The sequence below is a fragment of the Novosphingobium sp. genome, assembly GCF_025351285.1.
Classification (GTDB): Bacteria; Pseudomonadota; Alphaproteobacteria; order Sphingomonadales; family Sphingomonadaceae; genus Novosphingobium.
This window is the reverse complement of record NZ_JANXWG010000066.1, coordinates 1-4,305: the sequence shown is the minus strand read 5'-3', so window position 1 is coordinate 4,305 and position 4,305 is coordinate 1. Positions and strand designations below refer to the sequence as shown.

3 protein-coding genes are annotated in these 4,305 nt (G+C 66.0%); all 3 read right to left on the bottom strand.

What is annotated here, in order from left to right; all coding sequences use genetic code 11:
* Positions 1 to 194 precede the first annotated feature (194 nt).
* Entirely contained in the window at positions 195 to 1,187 is a 993-nt protein-coding gene (locus Q0R16_RS08020; protein WP_295634688.1) for an aspartyl protease family protein, read from the bottom strand.
* Between the two features lie 94 nt (positions 1,188 to 1,281).
* On the bottom strand, positions 1,282 to 2,808 hold the full coding sequence (locus Q0R16_RS08015; RefSeq protein WP_295634685.1) for an oligosaccharide flippase family protein: 1,527 nt from the start codon (positions 2,806 to 2,808) through the stop codon (positions 1,282 to 1,284).
* Positions 2,805 to 3,791: a glycosyltransferase family A protein gene (locus Q0R16_RS08010; RefSeq protein ID WP_295634682.1), complete on the bottom strand. Its 987-nt coding sequence runs from the start codon at positions 3,789 to 3,791 to the stop codon at positions 2,805 to 2,807. The genes Q0R16_RS08015 and Q0R16_RS08010 overlap by 4 nt, the downstream gene beginning before the upstream one ends.
* Positions 3,792 to 4,305: the final 514 nt, after the last annotated feature.

Below are 4,305 nucleotides of genomic sequence, written 5' to 3'. Positions count from 1 at the left end.
ACCATCGCGCCGACGATCCGCCAGCGCAGGCCCGCATTGTCGCGCGGCCAGAGGTAGGGGAGGAATCGCTTGAGCGTCTGCCAACCCCGCCCGTTTTCCAGGGCGCGGCGGGCATCGGGCGAGTTCACGGCTGTATCGGGTGGCATCGCCGGTACAGATAGGGCGTTGGCGCGATTAAGCCAGTGTGCGCGCGATCAGCGCGCTTGCGAGGGCGGCATCAGGTCCCAATCGGGGCGGTTGCGGGTGTCGCGATTGGTGCCCGGCAAATCAAACAGCACTTCGCGCAGGGCAAAGTCGATCGCGACGCGGCGGAACAGCTTGAGCTGCGCCATGCCCAGGAACAGCGCCGGGCGTTTCTCCAGCCCGAGCTTCCGGAACGGCGGCGCATCGGCAAAGGCGATCGCGGTGTTGCCCAGCGTCATGCCATCGAGCACGACCTCGCGCGCCAGCCCGATGTCGGCAGTAATCTGCTGGCCGGTGACCGAGATCAGCTGCGTCTGTCCCGACTGGCGCTTGCGTTCGAGCGCCTTTTGCAGCGCGCGGTTGCCGATCGAGCTTTCGGCGCCGGTGTCGATCACCACGTCGGTGCGGATGCCGTCGACCAGCGCGTTGGTCAGGATCAACTGGCCCGAGCGGCGGCGGGCGTGGACCACGATCTCGAAGCCGTTGTCGCCGCCGAGCTGGCGTGCTTCGCCAACGGCCATGCGGGCGTGCTCGAAATCGATCAGCACGCGCTGGCCCTGCAAGCTGTCGAGCCCGACGATGCCATCGGCGCCGATGTCGTAGCCATCGAGGAGCGGCGCATCGAGCCCGTAGAACGAATGGCGGCCGAGCGTTACTTCGTCGACCGCGACGATATCGACGGTGCGCGATCCGGCGATGCCCATCAAGGTGCGCTGCCCGGTCGGCAGCAGCCCGAGCGAACTGGCGACCGACTTGGACAGCACGGTGCGTTCGGCGCCGGTGTCGATCAGGAAGCGGTGCGGGCCCTGGTTGTTGATCATGACCGGCACGGTCGGCCGGTCATGCCGGTCTGCCGGGATGTCGACCACGTCGGTCGCGGCGGTGCGCTGGGCGGACTGTTGGAGCGTGGCGCCGGCGATCGTGGCGATCGCTACGGGCGGCAAGGCGGCAAGCGGCGAGGCGCCCATCAATGGCATCGCCATGATCGCAATCAGGATCGGCATCGTTGTTCTCCCGCCGCGCAAGTTACGCCTGACGCCGCGGCTTGGCCACGGCGAATCGACCAATGACACTTTGGTGAAATTCGCGAGACCGAGTTCAGTGCAAGGAGGCGGCCGGGCGAGGGCGGATTGCCGCGCTGCGGAGCGCGCGCAACATCCCGGTGATCTCGGCGAGCAAGGGGTGCCGGGTCAGGGCCAGCACCGCGAACCACAAGATCACGCCCGCCAGCGTACCAAGCCCGAGTTGAAGGAGGCTGGCTTCGGCCGAGGGGCGGACAAGCGCGTAGCTCGCCAGCAAGGGTGCGACGGCGGCAAGCGTCGCGGCCAGGCTCTTGCCCCATACCCGCGCCAGATCGCGCCACGAGAAGCCGAGCATGGTGCGGATAAACGGCGCGTAGATCGCGATCCAGATCAGTCCGTGGACAAAGCGCGAGATCGCCACCCAGCCCAGCCCGAACGGCGCGGCCAGCGCGATCAGCAGCACCGAGATGGCGGTTTCGATCAGGTTGCGGCGGATCAGTCCGGTCTTGCGGTCGAGCAGCAGCGGCAGGTCATAGGCTAGCGGCACCGCCACATAGCAAAGTTGCGACAGCGCGATCCACTTGAGCAGCGGTGCGGCTTCGAGCCATTTGGGGCCATACAGGATCTCGATCAGCGGGGTCGCCAGCACCGCGATCCCTGCCATCGCCGCCCAGGTGACGCCGGTGTAGGCACCGACCACACGCAGGAACGGCGGCCCGAGCGGCTGGCCGCTGTCGCGCACCTGGCGGAACGCGGGGTAGAACACACCGGTCACCGCGCCCGCCACGAGCAGCCGCAACTGGATTGCCAGGCCAGACGCTCGCGCGAACAGGCCGACGCCCACGTTCGAGATCAGCCGGCCGATCACCAGTTCGGGCAGCCGCGCGTTAAGCGAATAGCAGGTGGTCAGCACCGAATTGGTCGCGCCTATCTCGAGCACTGGCCGTGCGCCGCTCAACCGCAAGGGCCAGGGCAGCAGCAGCCGGCCTTCGATCTTCGCCGCGCGCCACTGGCTGACGACAAGCCGCGCCGCCTGCTGGGCAAAGGCGCCCCACGCCAGCGCCGCCGCGCCGTGCCCGCGCATGGCCAGCACGATCGCCACCGCGGCATTGGCGATCGACGAACCGAGTTCGATCAGCGTGTTCGACTTGTAGTCCATGCGCCGCTGGCACGTCGCCTGCGGGACGATCGACAGCGGCACCATCAGGTACGAAGCGGCGATGATCCGCGCGATCGGCAGCAGCCGGGCATCGCCATAGAAGCTGGCGATGGGTCCGCTCGCGAGCAAGGCCAGCAGTGCCACGCTCCACGCGAAGGCGACCGACACTGTATAGGCTGTGTGCAGCTTGGCTTCGGTCAGGTCGCGCTCGCCGTTGACGTAGCGGGTGACACCGAAGTCCTGGAGGAACGAGACGAGGCTGACCGCAGCGAAGGCGATCGAGAACAGCCCCAGCTCGGCCGGCGATATGAACAGCCGCGCGAGCAGGACCGAGGTGACGAACTGGATTGCGAAGGCGGCGTATTGTGACGTCAGCGCCCACGCCGCCGCGCTGCGCACCGACATTTGGGCCGGGCCCGTGCCAGGAACCGTGGATGTGCTCATGAGTCAACCTCGGCGAAGCGGGTGAACAGGCTCGCGCGTTGGGCGCCCCGGCTATGCGCACGCCGCCGCCAGCGCAGCATCGGGCGGGCGAGATGGGGGAACAGGCGCCAGGTGGCATATGATGCGCGCCACACCGGGCCGGAGACCTGGTGCCGAGCGGCGCGCAGCTCGGCCAGGCCTCCCGGTGTATCGCCGTCGATGACCCGGTCTATTGCGTGCTCGAAGCGCAGCGCGGCAAGTGAATCGGCAATCAGCCGGTTGATCAGCGAATGTTCGGGCCGATCGGGAGCAAGGCCGGCACGCGCCTTTTCATAGACCTTGATATTGCCGAGCAGCATGCGCCCCGCGTTGGACGATGCCGAGCCTGCGCGGACGCGATAATGGCCGAGCACTTCGTCCACATAGGCTGCGTGCCCGCCGAGCAGCATCAGCCGCACCCACAGATCGAAGTCTTCGGATTGCGCCATGCTTTCGTCGAATCCGCCGACAGCATCGAAATCGGCGCGGCGGAAGGTCGAGCCGATATAGACACCGAAGCTGCGATCCAGCACGTCGGCCAGCGAACCGGTCAGCCCATCGCCGCTGCCTTGCTTGCCGGCAAAACAATGGCGCTCGCGCGGGATGGCGCCAAAGATAAGCGCGTTGCACGTGGCCAGCCGGATATCGCGATCGCCTTCGAGCAAGGGCACCATGTGCGCCAGGTAATGGGTGTCGAACATGTCGTCGCCATCCAGCAGTGCAATAAGCGGAGCAGTCGTTTCCGAGATTGCCCGGTTGCGCGCGGCCGATACGCCGCGATTGGCCGTCGGCACGAAACGGATCCGCGGGTCAGCAAGGAAAGGACGCACGGCACCGGCAACGTTGTCGGGAGCGCCATCGTCGATGACCACGCATTCCCAGGCGTCGAAGCTTTGCGCCTGCAGCGAACGCAGCGCCTCGCCGAGCAAGTGCGCGACACCATAAGCCGGGACGATGACCGCCACTCGCGGCGGAGCAATCTGTGCGGCAGGCTTGTCTATATCAGCGTCATGGGCTGGCTCCCGGGCTGGGGCGCGAGACACGGTCGGATCAATCATGGTGAACGCCGTACGCGAGTGCCGTAAAGATAGGCTTACGGACGAAACGGCCGCTTACAGGAGCAAATTTCCGTCGAGTTACGCCATCTTCGGCTCTGGCTCGGCAGTTCCTTCGCCGGGAGGTGGCAAAATGTCTTAGTTCAATATCCGGTTTTCAGTGCCTTGCGGCCCGAGCGCAATAAAATTGCAAAAAGGGTTTGACCGAATCACGAGACGCACCTAAAGGCCACTCCACCGACGGGGTGCAGACGGTTTCTACCGCCTCCCGCCTCCCGGTCGCCAACATAGACGGACATCTGGTTCCCCGGATCAAAACGGGGAGTGCTGGTTGTCCGCCACTTTTGTCGGTCGGCTCTTTGACATTGTTGTTTTAGATGAAGGGACATGTGGGCGACGGCGCCCGGTCTGGGGATTTTCAAGC